The sequence below is a fragment of the Allobosea sp. 10L422 genome, assembly GCF_056395345.1.
The window spans coordinates 82,686-97,940 of the sequence record NZ_JBFTJI010000012.1 but is presented as its reverse complement, the minus strand read 5'-3'; the positions used below and the strand labels follow the sequence as shown (position 1 = coordinate 97,940).

Here is a 15,255-nt window from a genome sequence, read left to right as displayed (position 1 = left end):
GGGCATGGCACAAGGTCGTCGGGCGCGAGGTCACTATCTCAACCGGCGCGAGACGCTGAAGGCCGGAGCCGCAATCGTCGCGAGCGCCGCCCTGCCCGCTTCCGCCCAGACGCCGGCGCGGCTCAAACTGCGGGTGCTTGAAACCACCGATCTCCACGTCAATGTCGTGCCCTACGACTATTTTCGCGACGGGCCGGACGACACCGTCGGCCTCGCCAAGACCGCGAGCCTGATCAAGGTGGCGCAGGGCGAGGCCAAGAACAGCCTGCTCTTCGACAACGGGGATTTCCTACAAGGCTCCTCGCTCGGCGACTATGTCGCCTACAAGAAGGGGCTGAAGGCCGGCGAGACCCATCCGATGCTCGCCGCGATGAACGCCCTGCCCTATCTCTGCGGCACCCTCGGCAACCACGAATTCAACTACGGGCTGGAGTTCCTCGATCACGGCCTCGCCAAGGCCGAATTCCCGCTGGTCTGTGCCAATGTCGAGCGGGTCGGCGGCGGGACACTGGCCGATGCCTGGCGCCTGTTCGAGCAGAGCTTCGAGGACGAGGCCGGAAACCGGCATGTGCTGCAGATCGGCGTGATCGGCTTCGTGCCGCCGCAGATCATGCAATGGGACAAGGCGAATATCGACGGCAAGCTCGTCGCGACCGACATCGTCGATGCGGCCGAGAAGCATATGCCGGACCTGCTCGATGCCCAGCCCGACCTCGTCATCGCCCTCTGCCACTCCGGCATCGCCGGTGGCGAGCGGCGCGGCATGGAGGAGAACGCGGCGCTGCATCTTTCGAAGGTCGAGGGCATCGACGTCATCCTGACCGGCCATCAGCATCTGGTCTTCCCCGGCGGCAAGGCCTTCGACGACATTGCGGGCGTGGATAACGTCAAGGGCGCGCTGAACGGCAAGCCGGCATGCCAGCCGGGCTTCTGGGGCTCGCATCTCGGCATCGTCGATCTCGAACTGGAGAAGCGCGGCGAGCGCTGGAGAATCGCGGATTTCAAGGTCGAGGCAAAGCCGATCTACGAGCGCACGCCGGACCGCAAGATCGTGCCCAAGGCCAGTGCGGAGCCGGCGATCCTGGCGACGGTGAAGGCCGACCACGAGGCGACGCTCGCCTATATGCGCGAACCGGTCGGCAGCACCGCCTCCCCGATCAACTCCTACTTCGCCCTGGTGACGGACGACCCGTCGATCCAGATCGTCGCCGAGGCGCAGATCGCCTATGCCAAGCCATTGATGGCGCAGACGCGTTGGAAGGACCTGCCGATCCTTTCGGCGGCGGCTCCGTTCAAATCGGGCGGGCGCGCCGGTCCGTCCTTCTACACCGACATCCCAGTCGGGCCGCTGGCCCTGAAGAACATCGCCGACATCTACCTCTACCCGAATACGGTGCAGATCGTGAAAGTCACCGGCACCGAGATCAGGGAATGGCTGGAACGCTCGGCCGGAATCTTCAACCGCGTCGATCCTGCGAAGACCGAGGAACAACCGCTGATCAACCCGGCCTTCCCGGCCTTCAACTTCGATGTCATCGACGGCGTCGCCTATCGGATCGACGTCACGCAGCCCTCCCGCTACGACAATGACGGCAAGCTCGTCGCACCGAATGCGCACCGCATCATCGATCTCGCCTTCGCGGGTCAGCCGATCGACGAGCAGGCCAGTTTCCTCGTCGTCACCAACAATTACCGCGCCTCGGGCGGCGGCAATTTCCCGGGCACAAGGACAACGGTCGTTCTGGAAGCGCCGGACCTCAACCGCGACGTCATCGTCCGCCACATCGTCGGGCAGAAGGCGATCGAGCCGAAGGCGGACGGCAACTGGTCGCTGGCGCCGCTGCCGGCGGGCGTCAACGTCACATTCACGACCTCGCCGGCAGCCGCCGGCAAACTGCCGGCGAGCCTGAAGGCCGAGCCCGCGGGTGAAAGTGCGGAAGGTTTCATGAAGTACCGACTGGAAGCAAAAGCCTGAATACTAAGCGTAATTTGCATAAATTATCGGCGAACCCGCAGAAATCACATACCGTTCCTTAATAGGTTTTTATCGAGAATGGAGCGTTCGTCGGGTCAATTCGGACCTGATGACAGGGCGCTCCCATGATCGTTGATGTTCATGAAAACGACATCGCGATGAAATCCGAACTGGTGGCAGCGCTTTACGCGACACCGGGCACGATTCTCATCGGCACCGTGACCGTCACGGCGGTCATGATCGCGGCCGGGCTTTTGACCGGCAACGACCCCACCTTCTATGCGATGGCCGCCGCCATGGTTGGTATCGGCTGCTTCCGCCACATTTCGCACCACCACTACAAATCCATCCACCTCGCATCTGCGAGCGTCGGCGATATCGACCGCCTCGAGAAGCTCGCGATGGCCGGTGCCTGGTCGACGGCCGCCTTGATCGCAGCCTTCGGTGCCTACGCGATCCTGCGCTACACCCATGATCCCGTCGCGGTGCTAGCGATCGCACAAACCATCGGTTATCTCGCCGGCATATCGGGGCGGAACAGCTCACGGCCGATGATCCCCCGCGTTCAGGTTCTCGCGGTTGCAGTGCCGTTCACGCTGGCCCTGCTCTGGACGAAGGACCCGGCCTATCTGGTCATCGCGCTATCGGTGGCGCTGACCGCCGTGCTGACGTTCTCCAGCGCGCAAGTGATCCATCGGATCTTCCTTGCCCGGCTGCGCTCGATGCGCGAGCTGGAGCATCTCGCCGTCAACGACACGATCACCAGCCTCTACAATCGCCGCGGCTTCATGCGCGAGATCCGGACCATGGCGGCGGCCGGCGGTCCCGTGACGTTGATCTCGATCGATATAGATCGCTTCAAGGGCATCAACGACAGCCTTGGCCACGATGTCGGCGACGCGCTGCTGAAGGCGGTCAGCGAGACGCTGATCGCGGAATTCGAACCCTGCGACATCGCAGCCCGCACCGGGGGCGACGAATTCATGGTCGCGACCACGCGCAGCATCGACGGCGCGACGGCGCTGGCGGCCAGGCTCGTCATGCTGCTCGCGAGCCAACGCTTCATCGGCGGGCGCTACATCACGGCGACGGCCAGCATGGGGATTGCGCCCGCCGGTTGCGCGCCCTCGATCGAGGAGGCGCTGAAATGCGTCGATATCGCGCTCTATCGCGCCAAGCTCGACGGCAGGAACCGCTTCGTCGTGTATACCGCCGCCATTCGCGACGAGCATGAGGACAGCCTGGCGCTCGAAACCGAACTGCGGGAGGGGCTGCGCCGCGGCGAGTTCGAGCTGCAATTCCAGCCGATCTACAATCCGCGCTCCGGCTCGGCGACGCTGGTCGAGGCGCTGCTGCGCTGGAACCATCCTCACCGCGGCATGGTGCGCCCCGATATCTTCATTCCGTTGGCCGAACGGACGGGCCTTATCACCGTGCTCGGTTCCTGGGCGCTCGGAGAAGCCATGCGGACCGCCCAGTCATGGCCGCGCAGCGTCGGGGTCAGCGTCAACGTCTCGGCGCGTCAGTTCGATCATGGCCACGATCTCGTCGGCACGGTCGAGGCGCTGATCCGGATGAACGGCATCGAGCCGGCGCGCCTGACCATCGAGATCACCGAGAGCTCGCTGATCGACGACCCCGCCCATGTCGTCTCCCGCCTGATCGCGCTGCGGAAGCTCGGTGTGCGGATCGCGCTCGACGATTTCGGCACCGGCTACTCCTCGCTGAGCTATCTGGCGCATCTGCCGATCGACACCATCAAGATCGACCAGGCCTTCACGCAGGAAGTAGGCACCTCGCGCAAGGCCGATTCGCTGATGAACGCGATCACCCAGCTCGCACACGACCTCGAACTGCGCCTGATCGTCGAGGGCGTGGAAACGCAGGAGCAGCTCGAAATCATCAAAAAGCATGCCGTCCATGGCATTCAGGGGTTTGTTTTCGCTCGGCCGATGACAGCGGAGGAATTGCTGCCCATGATCGGCACTCGTGTAGCGACGGGACGGACGAGGGCAGGACGCTCACGCTCCGGCTGGCGCAAGCCGGATCGCTTCAGCCAGTTTGCCTGAAACGCTCCGGCTGCAGACGCCCGCGCGAGCCGGAGGCCTTGGATGCAGCGCCCGAACTATCCGAGCGGGAAGGATCTGCTGAGCGCCGACGCCGTTTCGCGCTTCGACCTCGACGACATCATCGAACGCGCCGAGCGGCATCTGCGCGAGGAGGAGATGGAAAAGGGAGGGCTTCCGCTTCCAGAGCAGCCACCGGCGCCGCGGAGACGCCCGAAGGTGATCGCCACCCTGTTCGACCAGCGCAGCACGCGCACGCGGCTCGGCTTCCAGGCAGCGGCCGCCCGGCTCGGCCACCAGTCGATCGACGCCTACGACACCGATCGCAGCCGCATCGGCAACACCACCGGCGAATCCATCGAGGACCATATCCGCACCGTCGAGCTCTATAGCGACCTGCTCGTGGTCCGCTCGCATCTGGAGGACATGCCCTATCGCGTCGGGCGGCTGAGCTACCTGCCCGTCATCAACGCCGGCAACGGCGCCGACGAGCATCCGAGCCAGGCCCTCGTCGACATCTTTTCCATCCGGCAGATGCGCGGCGACATCGAGACGCTGAGCATCGCCCTGTCGAGCGATACGCGGGCGCGCTTCGCCGTCTCCTTCGTCAAGATGCTGCGGATCTGCCCGCCCAGGCGCTTCACCCTGTGCTGCCTGCCCGACGTGCCGATCAATCCGGCGATGCGCGAGGCGATGACCGTGCTCTCCGACCTCGGTACCGCGGTCGGCACCGTTCACGACATCCGCCACACGCTCGATCATGACGTTCTCAGCATCCAGATGCAGGATATGAGCAAATTCGCGCATGCCTCGCTCGGCACTGAGGCCGTCGATAAGGAAAAAGAGAGCGAGCCCTTCACCCTCACCGCCCGCAAGATCCTGGATGCCCGCTCTGACACTCTGATCCTCAACCCTCTCCCGCGCTTCTCGGAGCTCGACCCCTCATGCGACAGCCTTCCGAACGCAGGCTATTTCCGCCAGGTTCAGCTTTCGGTGCCGATGCGGATGGCCATCCTGGAGCGCATGCTGCTGGGCATTCCCTGGACCGGCCAGGCCGACAATTTCCGGCGTTCTTCGGGTGGATGAGCGCCTATCTCGCCTCCTACCTCGCCATCGCCGTGTCGATCCGCCTTCTCGCGGGCTATCTCACCATCATCGAAATCGGCCTGCTGCGCTCGATCGGCAGCCTGGCCATCGCCGGCTCGATCGTCTGGGCGAGCGGCAGCGGCCGGCAGCACGGCTTTCTGCCCGCGAAGCCGCGCGACGACATCCTCCGCAGCGTGCTGCATCTGGCCGGCTCGCTGGCGCTGATCTGGAGCCTGTCGCATCTGCCGCTGGCGCTGGTCACCACCATCGAGTTCACCGGGCCGCTTTTCGCGGGAGTGCTGCTGTTCCTGACGCTTCGCCGGCGACCGGGTACGGTCCCCGCGCTGGGCCTGGCGCTCCTCGCGAGCGGCATCAGCCTGTTGCTGCTGAAGCTGAATGCCGTTCCCAACAGCGACATCGCGATCGCAATCGCAGCCGTCGCCGTCCTGACCACCACCAACCTCATGCTGGCCAGCCTCGCCGCCAATCGCAGCACCTTGTCACCTGCTCCTCTGGCTCTTCGTCCCGGAGCTGTGGTCGCCGCCGCCGCAGCCCTATCGACTCGCCTTCCCAGCGCCGGAACTGGCGGTGATCGGCGGGGCCGTGCTGGCATTGATCGTCGGCGGCTTCGTCTCGCAGGCTGCGCTGGCCAATGCATCGCGCCACGGCACTCCGCTCCAGCTGTGCAGCGCCGACACGTTGCGCGTGCCGCTGATCACGCTGGCAGCCTATTTGATTCTGGCGGAGCTGCCGCCGAAAGATCTGCTTCTGCCGGGACTTGTGGTCCTGTGCGGCGTCATCGTCGCCAGCCTGCCGCAGCAGGCTGGCTCCCGGGTGCGCCGTGGTCTGAACGATATGCCCGGCCGGCTCTCGCGGGTCAGTTCGCGATCTCGAAGACCACGTTGACCTGCGTGCGATAGGCGTTCTCGCCGGCCGCCAGCGGCACGAAGGCATCGCTTGCCGCCATCTTCATCGGCCCGCCATAGGGCATCGGACGCGGCAGGCTCGACTGCTCCTCGATCGTCAGGATCCGGCCGAGCTTGATGTCGGCCGCTTCCGCCAGCGTCCTGGCCCGGGCGACGGCGTCGGCGACCGCGAGCTTGCGCGCTTCCGTCAGCGTCGGCTTGAGATCGTCCTTCACGAAGACGATGCCGCCGCCCTGGTTGACGCCCAGCGTCACCGCCTTGTCGAGGATGGCGCCGGCATCCGCCAGCTTGCGAACGCGAACGGTCAGACCATTGCTGACGGCGTAGCCGGTGATCTTAGGCTCGACATTCCGATCCTTGCCCGGCTGGGCGAAGCGCGGCTGGATGCTCAGGCCCGAAGTCTGCAGGTCGCGCTCGGCGATACCAGCCTCCTTCAGCGCCGCCAGCACCTGCTTCATCGCCTCGCTGCTGGCGGTGAGCGCGGCGCGCGCCGTCTCGCCCTCACGCAGCACCGTCAGGTTGAGGATCGCCATGTCGGGCGCAACGCTGACCTCGCCCTCACCCGTCACGCTGATGCGCGCAGGCTGCTGGCCGGGCGGGTTCTGCTGGGCCATCGCAGGGGCGGAGAGCAATGCGGCTGCGCCGACAAGCACGGTCCCGGCCAGAGCGAAGGCAAGGCGGTTCGACATGATGACTCCTCGTTCACGCCCGGCCTCCGTGGCCGGGCGCATCATCCGAGCAGGGACATCTTGTCGAAATTATCACGACGAGGCCCGCAAACCCCGCGGATGGAGCGTCCGGGAGGGCCGGGATGACGAAGCGCGAAGATGGACGAATTGTAACTTTGATCTGATACGCAGCTCTCCTACATTGTAGCGATTCTAATCTAGGAGAGAGTGCCTTTGACCTCCGTCCCGATCGCCGCTCGAGAATCCTATGACCCAATCGCGCGGTTTCTCCACTGGTCGATGGCGCTCCTGATCGTCCTGGCCTTCCTGCTCGGACTGACGATCGATGCCTTCCCCAGCACCTGGAAACGGGCAGCGATCGAGAGTCACAAGGCCATCGGCATCCTGCTGATCGTCTTGCTGGTCGCGCGCTGCGGGTGGCGTCTGACACATCGCCCGCCCGAACCGGAAGCGTCGTCGCCTCTCCTCGCGGTCGCGGCGCGCCTCGGTCATGCCGGCTTGTACGTGCTGATGCTCGTCGTCCCGGTGATCGGCCTCGTCTATGCGATCAAACGCGGGCAAGGGCTCGATCTCGGCCTGTTCAGCATCCCGCCCCTGGCTGCGCCCGCACCGCGCGCCGAGACGCGGCCCATTCGCGAATGGCATGAATGGGCATCATATACGCTCATCGCGCTGGCGGTGCTGCATGCGGTCGCCGCGCTCTGGCATCATACGGTCCGCCGGGACGATACGCTTCGCCGCATGTTGCCGCTTCGGTAAGGAGCCCCCCGCCCCCCCGCGCGCCCTATCGACATAAAGCGCCGATCTATCCCGTCGTCCGGGCATCGGATTTTCCGAACAGTGGCTTCCACTTTTCAGTCCGATGCTCTGACGTCACCCTTCCACCAGCCGGCGCGCGATGACCTGCGCCTGGATCTCGGCGGCGCCCTCGAAGATGTTGAGGATGCGGGCGTCGCAGAGCACGCGGCTCACCGGATATTCCAGCGCGAAGCCGTTGCCGCCATGGATCTGCAGGGCGTTGTCGGCCGCCGCCCAGGCGACGCGGGCGCCCAAGAGCTTGGCCATGCCGGCCTCGAGGTCGCAACGCCGCTCGGCATCCTTCTCGCGGGCGGCGAAATAGGTGAGCTGGCGCGCGATCAGGATCTCGGCCGCCATCATGGCGAGCTTGTCGGCGACGCGCGGGAAGGCGATCAGCTTCTTGCCGAACTGGATGCGCTCCTGCGCATAGCGCAAGCCGAGATCGAAGGCGCACTGCCCCACGCCGATGGCGCGGGCCGCCGTCTGGATGCGCGCCGCCTCGAAAGTCTGCATGAGCTGCTTGAAGCCCTGCCCCGGCACGCCGCCGAGCAGGTTCTCGCGCTTGACCGCGAAGCCGTCGAAGGCGAGCTCGTATTCCTTCATGCCGCGATAGCCGAGCACCTCGATCTCACCGCCGGTTAGGCCGGCGACGGGAAACGGATCCTCGTCGTTGCCGCGCGGCTTCTCGGCGATCAGCATCGACAGGCCCTTGTAGCCGGGTTCCGAGGGATCGGTGCGGACAAGCAGCGTCATGATGTCGGCGCGGACGGGATGAGTGATCCAGGTCTTGTTGCCGCTGACCTTCCAGACAGCATCCGCCCCCTCGCCTTCCTGCACTGCTTTGGTGCGCAGCGACGCGAGATCCGAACCGGTATTGGGCTCCGTGAAGACGGCCGTCGGCAGGACTTCGCCGGAAGCGATCTTCGGCAGCCAATGCTCCTTTTGCGCGTCAGTTCCGCCGCAGAGGATGAGCTCGGCCGCGATCTCCGAGCGGGTGCCGAGCGARCCGACGCCGATATAGCCGCGCGACAGCTCCTCCGAGACGACGCACATCGAGACCTTCGACAGCCCCATGCCGCCGAACTGCTCGGGGATGGTCAGGCCGAAGACGCCGAGCTCGGCCATCTTCTCGACGACCGGCAGGGGGATGTATTCGTTGGCGAGGTGCCATTCATGGGCGTGGGGCGTGACCTCCGCGGCGCAGAAGCGGCGCATCTCGGAGCGGATCGCCTCCAGCGTCTCGTCGAGGCCGGGATCGCCGACGCTGTGGGAACCGTCGCTCTGGCTGAACAGGGCGACGAAGCGGGCGCGGTTCTCCGGGGTGTTGCCCTCGGCGATCAGCGCCTCGGCCGCATCCGAGCGGGCGGCTGAAACAGCCTTCTGCGAGAGGCCGAGCGCCGACAGGCGCACGATCTCGCCCTGGCTCATCGGGATGCCGCCAAATATCTGGGCGGCGTATTCGCCGGCGCCGATCCGCAGAGCATAGTCCTCGACGGCGCCGTAGCGCTCCTCGGCCTGAAGGCGCTCGCCATAGGCCTTGAGTTCGCGCAGCGCCGTGACATAGGTCGCAAGCCAGGACAGCCCATGGGCGGCATGCTGCTCCGCCTCGAGCCGAGCCGAGGAAATCCGGCCGTCGACGAGCACTTTCTGCCGCACAGCGGCGACAGCATCCTCGAACAGCCCCTCGAAGCCCGGCAGCGCAGCGGCAATCAGCGCGACCGCATCGGCTCGAGCCTCGGTTTTAGCGGCGGTGTTGGCGCTCATCGTTTCGGCCTCCCTTTGTTGCGACGCAGCATAAGAGGAGTTCCGGTGAAACCGAAATCCTCCTTTTTGCGGAGGAGCCGGCAATGACCGCCAGCCTATTTGCGGCTGGCGAGCGCCACGCCGAGCACGGTCACCGCCATGCCGCCGATCTGAAACGGCGTCAGCGTCTCGCCGAAGAGCATCCAGGCTTCCACGGCGACCAATGCCGGCACCAGATAGAGAAAGGTCGCGATGCGCGAGACCTCGCCGCGGCGGATCATGAACAGATAAAGCCAGATGCTGCCGATCGACAGCACGATGACCGACCAGGCGAGGACCAGCAGCATGGTCAGGTTCCATTCGATCCGCATAGGCTCGAACAGAAAGGCGAAGGGCACGACGATCAGCGCCGCCGCCGTGTATTGGATCGCGGTCATCGTGCGCAGATCCCCGGAGACGATCCGCGCCTTCTGATAGAAGGACCCGAAAGTCACCGCGAACATGCCACCGATATTAATGAGCATCGGTGCGAGCACGCCCCAGAGCGCGGCCGGTTCGACGCCGGCGAGCTGCGGCTCCAGCACCAGCGCAATGCCGAGGAAGCCGCAGGCGATACCGAGCCAGCGGATTCCGGAAATCCGCTCTCCGACCAGGGCCGGCGCAAACAGCGCCGTCAGGATCGGCTGCAATCCCGCGATCAGCCCGGAGATGGCCGCCGGCAACCCGTGGCGCACGGCCCACCAGACACCGGCAAGATAGATGCCGTGCAGCAGGATGCCGGTGACGGCGATGTCCAGCACGGCGCGCCGCCCGCGCGGCCAGGGCGCGCTGGTCGCGAGCGCTATCGCGGTCAGGAGGGCGGCAGCGCAGGCAAAACGGACGACGAGGAAGGTCAGGGCATCGGCATAGCGCGCCGAATAGCCGGCCACCACCCAGCCCGTGGACCACAGGAAGGTGAAGAGCAGCGGCATCGCGCGCAGAAGCAGGGGCGGCATGGGAACCCGCGAGGCAAACGGAAACGGCCGTCTCTAGCCCGGTTCCGCCGGACGCGACAGGCCGTCAGCGCCGCCAGGCCATGCCGGAGCCGCCTGTCAATCCCGGTCCGGAGCGCCCGGCGGGAAGAGCTTGCGGTAGGGCCGCGCCTCGTCGACCGCACGAGCGACGGAAGGCCGGGCCAGGAGGCGGCCCCGATAGGCGCGGGCGTGGCCGAAGGCCGTGTCGATCTCATGAACCCAGTCGGCATAGAACAGTGACGGAGCAGCCGCGCAGTCGGCCAGGGTGAAAGCCTCACCGCAAGCCCATTCGCGCTCGGCCATCGCCTCGTCGAGCCAGCGATAGGCATCGTCGAGCTGCTCGCGCGCCTGCGCCATGCCGTAGGGATCGCGCTCGCCGTCCGGCCGCAGATGGTCGAGGACGATCTTCTGCATCGGCGTCATCACATAGTTGTCGAAAAAGCGATCCATCATGCGCGCCCCAAGCGCGGCCTTGGGATCATCCGGCAGGAGCCGAACCGGCCCCGGATGATGGAGGTCGAGATGCTCGATGATGACGCTCGATTCCGCGATGGTCGCGCCGCGATCAACGAGAACGGGGAAGCGCTTCAGCGGCCAGAGGCCAACCCATTCCGCCCCGGCCTCCGGATCATCCGGACCGAGCACCCGATAGGTGAAGGGCGTCCCGTTTTCGTAAAGCGCGATCAGCACCTTCTGGCTGTAGGACGAGAAGGGATGGGCGTAGAGCGTCAATGTCATGGCTTCCTCCGACCGCTTGTTTTTCGCAAGCAGTCTGTAGCCAAACCGATTTCGCTTTGCAACCGGATACGCGCGCCTAGCCTCCCAGCGCCTCGGCGACATCCTCATAAGTGCGCAGCCCCGTGCGCGGAGCATAGACCAGCACGGACATGTTGCCGGGCGCATGCTCGTTCTTCCACATCTTGTGGTGGGCGAGCGGAATCTTGTCCCAGGGGAAGACCTCGGACATGCAGGGGTCGATGCGCCGGTCGATCACGAACTGGTTGGCGGCGCTGGCCTGCTTGAGATGGGCGAAATGCGAGCCCTGGACGCGCTTCTGCCGCATCCAGACATAGCGGGCATCGAAGGTGATGTTGAAGCCGGAGGTTCCCGCGCAGAACACCACCATGCCGCCGCGCTTGGCGACGAGGCAGGAGACCGGGAACGTCGCCTCGCCCGGATGCTCGAAGACGATGTCGACATCCTTCTTGCCGGTAATGTCCCAGATCGCCTTGCCGAACTTGCGGGCTTCCTTGGTCCATTCGGCGTATTCGGGCGAATTGACCTTGGGCATCTGGCCCCAGCAGTTGAAGTCCTTGCGGTTGATCACGCCCTTGGCGCCGAGGCCGAGCACGTAGTCGCGCTTGGTCTCGTCCGAGATCACGCCGATGGCGTTGGCGCCGGAGGCCGCGCAGAGCTGGACGCCGAAGACGCCGAGGCCGCCCGAGGCGCCCCAGACCAGGACGTTATCGCCCGGCTTGATGGCGTGCGGGGCATGGCCGAAGAGCATGCGATAGGCTGTCGCCAGCGTCAGCGTGTAGCAGGCAGCCTCCTCCCAGGCGAGGTGCCGCGGCTTCTGCATGAGCTGGCGCGACTGCACCCGGCAGAACTGGGCGAAGGAGCCGTCCGGCGTCTCATAGCCCCAGATGCGTTGGGAGGGCGAGAACATCGGGTCGCCGCCATTGCACTCCTCGTCGTCGCCATCGTCCTGGTTGCAGTGAACGATGACCTCGTCGCCGACCTTCCAGCGCTTCACCTTGGAACCGACGGCCCAGACGATGCCGGCGCAATCCGAACCTGCGACGTGGAAGGGAGCCTTGTGGACGTCGAAAGGTGAGATCGGCTGGCCGAGGCCGGCCCAGATGCCGTTGTAATTGACGCCGCCCGCCATCACGAGGAGCAGCACCTCCTCCTCGCCAATCGTCCAGGTCGGCACGACCTCGACCTGGAAGCTCTCCTGCGGCGGCCCGTGGCGCTCGCGCCGGATGGCCCAGGCGTACATCTTTTCCGGGACATGGCCCAGCGGCGGCAGTTCGTCGAGTTCGTAGAGATCCTTGAGCGGATTAACGGCGGCCTGCGACTGCGACATGGTCGTCCTCCCTGCTCTCATCCGTCCTTGACTGAGCCTGGGCGCGTCCTGCGGATGTGGGTGCCGATCATGCACCATATGCTGCGCTGCGCCATTGATCTAAGGAATTACACCGCGGCGCAAAATTCCCTGCCTCAGCCAGCCGGAGCGCTTGCGTTTTCTTCACGCTTCCAGGCGATCTTCGGTGCCGGCGCGGCCAGGAGAAGAACCCATGCGCAGTCTGCTGATGATGGTCGGCCTGCCTGATCTGCCGATGCTTTCCGTCATCCTCATCGTCACGATGATCGTTCTGACCGTACTCCTGTTCGGCTGGATTTCCGACCTGCTGCTCGGGAATGCCGGCTTCGGGACGCTCTTTAACGCCGGGCTCATCCTGATCGGCGGCTTTGCCGGGGCGTGGCTGTGGCATCGCTTCGGCGTTCCGACGCGCCTGGACCCCGACGCCTTGCGGGCAGCGATCGCGCTCGCATCGGGCCTGTTCCTGCTCGTGGTCGCGGCCGTATTCAGGCCCTAGACGTCAGTCCGGCAGCGCGGCGGCGAAGCTGTTCAGATACTTCATGCCGGTGTCGCACAGGACGGAGACGATCGTCGCGCCGGCCCCGAGCCGTTCCGCAAGGCGCAGCGCCGCGACGAAGTTTCCGCCGGTGGACGTCCCGCAGAACAACCCCTCCTCCCGCGCCAGCCGCAGCGCCATAGCCCTCGCCTCTTCGGTCGAAACCGGCTCGATCGCATCGACGAGATCGGGCCGCCAGAGCGGCACGACATAGCCCGCGCCGACGCCATCGATCTTGTGCGCGCCGGTCGGGCCGCCCGAGAGCACGGCCGATTCAGCCGGCTCGACCGCGACCAGCGCGACCGACGGCGTCAGCCGGCGAAGCGCCTCCCCGGTCCCACGCAGCGAGGCGGCGGTGCCGACGCTCTGGACGAAGCCATCGATCCGGCCGCCGGTCTGCTCCCAGATCTCCCCAGCCAGCCTGTTATAAGCGGCGAGCTGGTCGGTGTTGCGCATCTGGTCGGTCCAAAAGGCCCCGGTCTCGGCCGCGATGACGCGTGCGGCTTCGATCATGTCCCGCGTCAGCTTCTCGGTCATCCGGCCGGATTCGCTCGGGATGATCGTCAATTCTGCGCCGAGCAGACGCATATGGGTGAGCTTCTCGCGGGCGAAAGCGTCGGAGGTCACGATGTGCAGCCGATAGCCTTTCACCGCGCAGACTTGGGCGAGCGAAACGCCCGTGCTGCCGCCGGTATATTCGACGACGCTGCCACCGGGTTGGAGCCGCCCATCTGCTTCGGCGGCCTCGATCATGGCGAGTGCCATGCGATCCTTCATCGAGCCGGTCGGATTCTCGCATTCAAGCTTCAGCAGAATGCGGGCGCCGTTCTCGGGAAGGATGCGGCGTAGCGGGAGCAAGGTGGTGCCGCCGATGCGGCTCAGAATATCGGCGGGCATGGCAGGCATCGGAAACCTCGCGATCGGCAGGCAGTTAGATGTATATGCAATTATTGTATCTGCATGTAAATTGCTGGCATGCGAAGACTGCACGGATTGCGGGAAGAGGTGCGCCAGTTGGCGGCGAGCTGCGCCGGGCTGACAATCCGGCAGGCCGCGCGGCGCGTGACGCGGATCTATGACGAGGCGTTGAAGGATAGCGGGCTGAGCGTCGCCCAGCTCGGCCTGATGGCGGTGATAGCGACGAACGAAGACGACCGGATGGCGGCATTGGCGGAGCAAGCCGGGCTCGATCCCTCGACACTCTCGCGAAACCTCCGCGCTTTGGAGCGCGACGGGCTGATCGAGATCGCGACTGTCGAGCAGGATCTGCGCCGCCGTGCGGTCTGGCTGACGGAAGAAGGAGTCAGGCGGCTAAAGGCAGCTCTTCCGGCCTGGCGAGGCGCACAGGCTCGCGTGACGGCGACGCTGCCTCCCGATCTCCTCCAGCGGCTTGCAGCGGCCAGCGCCGCGATGGCAGCGCCGGAAGACTAACGTCAGAGCTAAACGTCAGGCCTGGCCGCTGCGGCTGGCGGCGAGCATGTAATTCACGTCCATGTCGCGGGCGGCGCTCCAGCGGCCGGTCAGCGGATTGAAGACCACGCCAGTCTGCGTGCCCAGCGTGAAGCCGTTGCCTTCGATGGCGCCGCCAAGTTCGGCCGGGCTCACGAACTTCTCCCAGTCATGCGTGCCCTTCGGCAGCCAGCGCAGCACATATTCGGCACCGACGATGGCCAGCGCATAGGATTTCAGCGTGCGGTTGATCGTCGCCATGATCAGCAGACCATCAGGCTTCACCGCCGCGCAGCAGGCGGCGATGAAAGCCTCGACATCGGCGACATGCTCGACGACTTCCATCGCCAGCACGATGTCGAAGCGCTTGCCGGAGGCGACGACCGCCTCGATCGTCTCCTCGCGATAGTCGATGGTCAGGCCGCTCTTCTCGGCATGGGCGCGCGCGACGCTGACATTGGTCGGCGCCGGGTCGAGCCCGGTCACCTCCGCGCCGAGCCGAGCGAGCGGCTCCGACAGCACGCCGCCGCCGCAACCGATATCGACCAGAGTCAGGCCTTCAAGCGCCCGCATCCGCTTCGGATCACGGCCGAAATGCGCGCAGGCTTCGTCGCGGACATAGGCGAGGCGCACGGGATTGAACTTGTGCAGGACAGCCATGGGCCCTTTCGGGTCCCACCAGTCGCGCGCGATCGCATCGAAGCGCGCGACTTCGGCCGGATCGATCGTCGATCCCTTTCGCTCAGCCGCAGCCGCCATGAACCCGTCCCTCGTTTATGCGATGCCACATTGACACCGCGCCTGACGCCCGTCATCTACACCCGCCCCGCCGCCAGTGCGAGGGCGACGTTTCGACCCGGCTTTTCCAGCC

General features: G+C 65.7%; 14 protein-coding genes. 7 read left to right on the top strand and 7 right to left on the bottom strand.

Annotation, left to right across the window (positions count from 1 at the left end):
• The first annotated feature begins 4 nt into the window (after positions 1-4).
• From AC1DEZ_RS21255 to AC1DEZ_RS21240, 4 genes are all read left to right on the top strand, one after another.
• Entirely contained in the window at positions 5-1,975 is a 1,971-nt protein-coding gene (locus AC1DEZ_RS21255; RefSeq protein WP_441512463.1) for a bifunctional 2',3'-cyclic-nucleotide 2'-phosphodiesterase/3'-nucleotidase, read from the top strand.
• A 125-nt stretch (positions 1,976-2,100) separates the two neighbouring features.
• On the top strand, positions 2,101-4,044 hold the full coding sequence (locus tag AC1DEZ_RS21250) for a putative bifunctional diguanylate cyclase/phosphodiesterase (protein ID WP_476780607.1): 1,944 nt from the start codon (positions 2,101-2,103) through the stop codon (positions 4,042-4,044).
• Between the two features lie 42 nt (positions 4,045-4,086).
• Positions 4,087-5,127: an aspartate carbamoyltransferase gene (locus tag AC1DEZ_RS21245; protein ID WP_441512461.1), complete on the top strand. Its 1,041-nt coding sequence runs from the start codon at positions 4,087-4,089 to the stop codon at positions 5,125-5,127.
• A complete protein-coding gene (locus AC1DEZ_RS21240; RefSeq protein WP_476780606.1) occupies positions 5,124-6,047 on the top strand; it encodes a hypothetical protein in 924 nt (307 codons plus the stop codon). The genes AC1DEZ_RS21245 and AC1DEZ_RS21240 overlap by 4 nt, the downstream gene beginning before the upstream one ends.
• Here AC1DEZ_RS21240 and AC1DEZ_RS21235 read toward each other — a convergent pair.
• Positions 6,005-6,742, bottom strand: coding sequence for an SIMPL domain-containing protein (locus AC1DEZ_RS21235; protein WP_441512459.1), 738 nt, complete (start codon positions 6,740-6,742; stop codon positions 6,005-6,007). The genes AC1DEZ_RS21240 and AC1DEZ_RS21235 overlap by 43 nt on opposite strands.
• A 213-nt stretch (positions 6,743-6,955) precedes the next feature.
• Here AC1DEZ_RS21235 and AC1DEZ_RS21230 point away from each other — a divergent pair, with 213 nt between their 5' ends.
• Positions 6,956-7,501, top strand: a complete 546-nt coding sequence (locus tag AC1DEZ_RS21230; protein ID WP_476780605.1) for a cytochrome b — start codon at positions 6,956-6,958, stop codon at positions 7,499-7,501.
• A 114-nt stretch (positions 7,502-7,615) separates the two neighbouring features.
• On the opposite strand, the gene AC1DEZ_RS21225 is transcribed toward AC1DEZ_RS21230, so the two are convergent.
• The 4 genes from AC1DEZ_RS21225 to ccrA form a co-directional block, all read right to left on the bottom strand.
• Positions 7,616-9,304, bottom strand: coding sequence for an acyl-CoA dehydrogenase family protein (locus tag AC1DEZ_RS21225; protein ID WP_441512457.1), 1,689 nt, complete (start codon positions 9,302-9,304; stop codon positions 7,616-7,618).
• A gap of 95 nt (positions 9,305-9,399) precedes the next feature.
• Entirely contained in the window at positions 9,400-10,278 is an 879-nt protein-coding gene (locus AC1DEZ_RS21220; protein ID WP_441512456.1) for a DMT family transporter, read from the bottom strand.
• A gap of 96 nt (positions 10,279-10,374) precedes the next feature.
• Positions 10,375-11,034: a glutathione S-transferase family protein gene (locus AC1DEZ_RS21215; protein ID WP_441512455.1), complete on the bottom strand. Its 660-nt coding sequence runs from the start codon at positions 11,032-11,034 to the stop codon at positions 10,375-10,377.
• Between the two features lie 76 nt (positions 11,035-11,110).
• The gene (ccrA, locus tag AC1DEZ_RS21210) at positions 11,111-12,382 is read right to left on the bottom strand and encodes a crotonyl-CoA carboxylase/reductase (protein WP_441512454.1); all 1,272 of its coding nucleotides are present in this window, start codon (positions 12,380-12,382) and stop codon (positions 11,111-11,113) included.
• A 211-nt stretch (positions 12,383-12,593) separates the two neighbouring features.
• Between ccrA and AC1DEZ_RS21205 the strand changes: the two genes are divergently transcribed.
• Complete coding sequence (locus AC1DEZ_RS21205; RefSeq protein ID WP_441512453.1) at positions 12,594-12,896, top strand: hypothetical protein; 303 nt, start codon at positions 12,594-12,596, stop codon at positions 12,894-12,896.
• A 3-nt stretch (positions 12,897-12,899) separates the two neighbouring features.
• Here the strand turns inward: AC1DEZ_RS21205 and AC1DEZ_RS21200 are convergent, their stop codons facing one another.
• Positions 12,900-13,841, bottom strand: a complete 942-nt coding sequence (locus tag AC1DEZ_RS21200; RefSeq protein WP_441512452.1) for a PLP-dependent cysteine synthase family protein — start codon at positions 13,839-13,841, stop codon at positions 12,900-12,902.
• 69 nt (positions 13,842-13,910) lie between these two features.
• On the opposite strand from AC1DEZ_RS21200, the gene AC1DEZ_RS21195 reads away from it, so the two are divergent.
• Positions 13,911-14,366, top strand: a complete 456-nt coding sequence (locus AC1DEZ_RS21195; RefSeq protein ID WP_441512451.1) for a MarR family winged helix-turn-helix transcriptional regulator — start codon at positions 13,911-13,913, stop codon at positions 14,364-14,366.
• 15 nt (positions 14,367-14,381) lie between these two features.
• On the opposite strand, the gene ubiG is transcribed toward AC1DEZ_RS21195, so the two are convergent.
• Entirely contained in the window at positions 14,382-15,143 is a 762-nt protein-coding gene (ubiG, locus tag AC1DEZ_RS21190; RefSeq protein WP_441512450.1) for a bifunctional 2-polyprenyl-6-hydroxyphenol methylase/3-demethylubiquinol 3-O-methyltransferase UbiG, read from the bottom strand.
• Positions 15,144-15,255 lie beyond the last annotated feature (112 nt).

What these genes read in the sequence shown, in the direction of transcription:
- AC1DEZ_RS21255 (WP_441512463.1), top strand. Translation starts at nt 5, where the DNA reads ATGGCACAAGGTCGTCGGGCGCGAGGTCACTATCTCAACCGGCGCGAG.
- AC1DEZ_RS21250 (WP_476780607.1), top strand. Translation starts at nt 2,101, where the DNA reads ATGATCGTTGATGTTCATGAAAACGACATCGCGATGAAATCCGAACTG.
- AC1DEZ_RS21245 (WP_441512461.1), top strand. Translation starts at nt 4,087, where the DNA reads ATGCAGCGCCCGAACTATCCGAGCGGGAAGGATCTGCTGAGCGCCGAC.
- AC1DEZ_RS21240 (WP_476780606.1), top strand. Translation starts at nt 5,124, where the DNA reads ATGAGCGCCTATCTCGCCTCCTACCTCGCCATCGCCGTGTCGATCCGC.
- AC1DEZ_RS21235 (WP_441512459.1), bottom strand. Translation starts at nt 6,742, where the DNA reads ATGTCGAACCGCCTTGCCTTCGCTCTGGCCGGGACCGTGCTTGTCGGC.
- AC1DEZ_RS21220 (WP_441512456.1), bottom strand. Translation starts at nt 10,278, where the DNA reads ATGCCGCCCCTGCTTCTGCGCGCGATGCCGCTGCTCTTCACCTTCCTG.
- AC1DEZ_RS21215 (WP_441512455.1), bottom strand. Translation starts at nt 11,034, where the DNA reads ATGACATTGACGCTCTACGCCCATCCCTTCTCGTCCTACAGCCAGAAG.
- ccrA (WP_441512454.1), bottom strand. Translation starts at nt 12,382, where the DNA reads ATGTCGCAGTCGCAGGCCGCCGTTAATCCGCTCAAGGATCTCTACGAA.
- AC1DEZ_RS21205 (WP_441512453.1), top strand. Translation starts at nt 12,594, where the DNA reads ATGCGCAGTCTGCTGATGATGGTCGGCCTGCCTGATCTGCCGATGCTT.
- AC1DEZ_RS21200 (WP_441512452.1), bottom strand. Translation starts at nt 13,841, where the DNA reads ATGCCTGCCATGCCCGCCGATATTCTGAGCCGCATCGGCGGCACCACC.
- AC1DEZ_RS21195 (WP_441512451.1), top strand. Translation starts at nt 13,911, where the DNA reads ATGCGAAGACTGCACGGATTGCGGGAAGAGGTGCGCCAGTTGGCGGCG.
- ubiG (WP_441512450.1), bottom strand. Translation starts at nt 15,143, where the DNA reads ATGGCGGCTGCGGCTGAGCGAAAGGGATCGACGATCGATCCGGCCGAA.